This is a genomic window from Okeania sp. SIO3B5 (assembly GCF_010692555.1).
Classification (GTDB): Bacteria; Cyanobacteriota; Cyanobacteriia; order Cyanobacteriales; family Microcoleaceae; genus Okeania.
Genome location: NZ_JAAHHG010000717.1, coordinates 1 through 4143 on the forward strand (window position 1 = coordinate 1; position 4143 = coordinate 4143).

Genomic DNA, 4143 nt, shown 5'->3' on the forward strand with positions numbered 1-4143 from the left:
AACCCCATCAAATTGCCAACATCAGATCTTTGATAGCGATCGCTCCACTCTGAAACTAGACTTTCTGCTTTTTTCCTGTTATAAATTTTATAGACCGTGACTGGTATCAACTACGGCAAAATGTTAAGATTCATTTATACTATAATTTTTTGATCTAAAATGGAACTTAAACCACAAAAAATCGAAATTAGCACCCAAAATATCGCTTATTATGAAAGTTCAGGTAAGGGGCAAACTATTTTCCTCATTCATGGTAATTCTTCATCGGGACGCTCTTACTTACATCAATTACAGGGTAAATTGGGTGAGACGTATCGCTTGATCGCTATGGACTTACCAGGTCATGGACTCTCCGATGTAGCTGCTAACCCAGAAGTAACTTACAGTCTCCCTGGTTATGCGAGTGCTGTCGTTGAAGTAGCTAAAGCATTAGATGCTTCTAATGCAATTTTTGTAGGTTGGAGTCTAGGCGGACATATTCTTTTAGAAGCTAGCGATCGCCTCACTGATGCAAAAGGTATCGTGATCTTTGGTACGCCACCAATCGCTAATAACCCTCCCAATCGAGAAAATGCTTTTTTGCCACATCCATCTTTGAGGTTTGGTTTCACTGCGGAACTAAGTCAAGAGGATATGTTGGCCTATGTAACGACTTTCTTCAGACCAGGTATAGTAGAAATTCCTGAGCTTTTCTTAGAAGATATTGCCTTAACTGATGGCAGAGCGCGTAGTAATTATGGTGCAAGTATTACCCCTACTGGTTATCAAAACGAGATTGAAATTGTGGGTAATATGAAAATTCCCCTAATGATTATTCATGGGGAACAAGAGCAATTAGTAAGGGCTGATTATATAGCAGAATTGAAAATGCCTACCCTTTGGAATGGAGAAATTAAATTTATTGCCAATGCGGGGCACGCTCCACATTGGGAAACACCAGGGAAATTTAATAGTTTATTGATGGATTTTATTGCCGACGTGACGATAGGCGATCGCCGTCAGTAAACCTGGATAATTAGGTACAGTTTGTCATACAAGACGATGTTCGTATAGTTCTCTGTAGATTTCATTGCACTTAGAAAGAAGATCGTGAAAGCGCTCCGGGATGTCCTCAGTTTTCGGTTTGTAGGAGTGAAACTCCGTTGAACTTCTTACTGTATTATACCACTCATATTTAGACCAAATTTTTACTTTTTCTATATTCTGATGGGGATACAAAGTAGTACTTAAAGATTCCTTTTTCATCTATAGTTTGCTCTGGTTTAAACGGAAAAATTTCAACAGGAGCAACTTCTATTAATATTCCTTTAGGAATATCTTGTGTGGCAATAATTCCTCGCCCTTTATTAAGAATTTTTTGGACTTCAATCATTGATTATATCCTATCCAATAGATAAATATTTAATATCAATCTCTGAGAGTATAGTGTATCATAGATAAAGAAATTTTATTAGATTCCTTTCACAGTTAAATCGAAGGTATAAATACCATGATGGAAAAAAAATATGTAAGCATTCAGCTATTAGCAGTTAGCTTTTCCTGCGGAATGCTGCGCAAACAGCAACAAGACTCTCTCATAAAGATTTTTCCTTCTTCCCTCAGCATAGCTGCCTTCTGCTATAATTAATCGGAATAAATTCATCAATTCCCTCACTCGGTTTATGACTGCTCATACCCCTGTTGTCAAACCTATTAGTCAAATACAACTTGCTGCCGGAAGTGTTATGACTATTCCTAATATCAACTGGCAAGAATTTGAATTAATTTTGCAAGAATTGGGAGAAAAACGTGCTGCTAAAATCGCTTATAGCAACAACACTTTAAAAATTATGGTTCCTCTACCAGAACATGAAATTTCTAAGGATTTAATTTCTGATATTATCAAAATTTTATTGAAAAAAACAGGTCAAAAGTATCAATCTTTCGCATCAACTACTTTTAAAAAGGAAGGTTTAGCAGGAGTTGAACCTGATGCTAGCTTTTATATTCAAAATCATCAAAAAAAAATCGGTATTCGCCGACTACATTCAGAAGTTCCACCTCCAGATTTAGCGATTGAAATAGACCTGACATCGAGGACAACTATTGATGCTTATGAAGGTATTGCAGTACGGGAAGTATGGATTTATGATGATGAAAAACTGACTATTTATTTGCTGAGAAATGGAAAATATTTCCTATCTAATATTAGTGCTATTTTTCCAGAAATACCTATTACTAAAATTGTACCTAATATTGTTGAACCTGCTTGGGTAGTAGGAAGCTTTCAGGCATTAGAAGAATTGGAAGATATGATGATTACTGGTGATTTTTGAGTGAAGTAAGCAATATCTGTATTAACTATTTTTCCGAATTTTATATCCTACATTCCGCACTTCAAGAGCGTATCATTAAAAGTAGTATATAAATCTGTAGCTTGGTAGGTATTTATACTATGCAAATCACCTCAATTACTTTTTTTGTTCACCAAATTCCCAGTAAATAATTAGGGCTTGCTGATTAAATATCAAAGCACTGACAGATATTAGCTTCAGCCTTTTTTGGTCTAAAAAAGTGCGCCTGTTTCGGTCTAAAAAGCTCAAAAAGCTAGTATTTTGGGATGATTATGGCAGAAAAATCTTGGGACAATTTTTACGACTACCTCCTCTATAATTTACATTTCTCCTGTCTTCCCCTCCACCGGAGGGGGAGGGGCGAGGGGTGGGTTGTCTCCTGTCTCCTGTCTCCTACCCCTACCAAAAGACTTTCCATACGCAAACCCTAATTAAGCATAAATACTTGCTCTGATGATTATTCAATTACAGCAGCTATGATTTTCTTCTAAAATTCTGTCTCCTGTCTCCTGTCTCCTGACTCCTTCTTTCTCTTATGATTACTCAATTACGGCAGTTATGATTTTCTTCTAAAATTCTGTCTCCTGTCTCCTGTCTCCTGACTCCTTCTTTCTCTGATGATTATTCAATTACGGCAGCTATGATTTTCTTCTAAAATTCTGTCTCCTGTCTGCTGTCTCCTGACTCCTTCTTTTATACTACATTTTGTGGTGCGGAATGTGGGTTATATATTATTGTCTTTGGCATTAAAAATTTAAAAATAGCAGGAGGAAATAGTAGCTTAATATAGATGAATTTTTAAGTTTAATTTCCTCCTTTATTGTTATTTTAATTCATCTGGATCTATACCCATTTCTCGTAACTTTGCAACTAAAAGTTCTAACTGTTCATCTTTCTGCTGTAACTGTTCATCTTTCTGCTGTAACTGTTCATCTTTCTGTTGTAACTGTTCATCTTTCTGTTGTAACTGCTCCTTGATTTGTTCTATACCTTGAAAAATCTCCCCATTAGGAAGATAAAGTTGTAGTTCCTCCCCAGACATATCAAAGCGAATACCTAACCTTGGACTTTCCCAATTATCCATTGAGTCTATGACGTCTAAGTCTTCCCCGGAACGCAAAAAACCACTTAATTGATGTTTATCGGGGTCATAAATATAGTATTCTTCGACTCCGTGGCGGTTATAAAATAACAACTTTTTATTCATTTCTTTTTGAGTATTGCTAGGAGACAATATCTCAAATACTACCTGGGGTACAATATTATCTTCTTCCCATTGTTTATAGGAACCTCGATCGCCTTTCGGCACGCCAAAAATTACCATTACATCAGGAGCTTGAGTGATTTTGGGATTACCTTCTACTGGATACCAAAGTAAATCTCCCGCTACAAATACCATTTCATCATTGGCAAATAACCAGCTTAAATTACCATGAATAAGAGTTATCCAACGAAATTGTTTAGTATTATCTGCCATGGGTTTACCATCACTTTCTGGGTAAATAATAGTTGATTTTTTTTCAGATTCTAGTTGAGAAACCATTGTTATTTCCAGAATAATTTTTGCTTTTAATTATATAGTAAGATCATGTTCGGTTAAATACTTAGGGTTTGCTGAAAAAGTCTTATGGGTGAAGGTAGGAGACAGGAAACAACCCACCCCTAGCCCCTCCCAGGAGGGGAGGGGGACAGGAGGAACGGGGAATGTAGAGGAGGTAGGAGCGGGCGTTTTGTCCCTTAATTTTTCTGCCCAACTCTTGCACAAAATGCTAGTTTTTTGAGCTTTCTTGAGCGAAAACAGGCGCACTTT

General features: G+C 36.7%; 4 protein-coding genes. 2 read left to right on the forward strand and 2 right to left on the reverse strand.

The window, feature by feature from the left end; translation table 11 throughout:
* The first annotated feature begins 159 nt into the window (after positions 1–159).
* Positions 160–1005: an alpha/beta fold hydrolase gene (locus tag F6K54_RS41430; RefSeq protein ID WP_293090317.1), complete on the forward strand. Its 846-nt coding sequence runs from the start codon at positions 160–162 to the stop codon at positions 1003–1005.
* Between the two features lie 169 nt (positions 1006–1174).
* Here F6K54_RS41430 and F6K54_RS41435 read toward each other — a convergent pair whose 3' ends face one another.
* Positions 1175–1372: a hypothetical protein gene (locus tag F6K54_RS41435; protein ID WP_293090318.1), complete on the reverse strand. Its 198-nt coding sequence runs from the start codon at positions 1370–1372 to the stop codon at positions 1175–1177.
* A 289-nt stretch (positions 1373–1661) separates the two neighbouring features.
* Here F6K54_RS41435 and F6K54_RS41440 point away from each other — a divergent pair, with 289 nt between their 5' ends.
* Positions 1662–2315: a Uma2 family endonuclease gene (locus tag F6K54_RS41440; RefSeq protein ID WP_293090319.1), complete on the forward strand. Its 654-nt coding sequence runs from the start codon at positions 1662–1664 to the stop codon at positions 2313–2315.
* 841 nt (positions 2316–3156) lie between these two features.
* Here F6K54_RS41440 and F6K54_RS41445 read toward each other — a convergent pair.
* Positions 3157–3876 (reverse strand): Uma2 family endonuclease, encoded by a 720-nt coding sequence (locus F6K54_RS41445; protein WP_293090320.1) that lies wholly within the window; start codon positions 3874–3876, stop codon positions 3157–3159.
* Between the last annotated feature and the right edge of the window lie 267 nt (positions 3877–4143).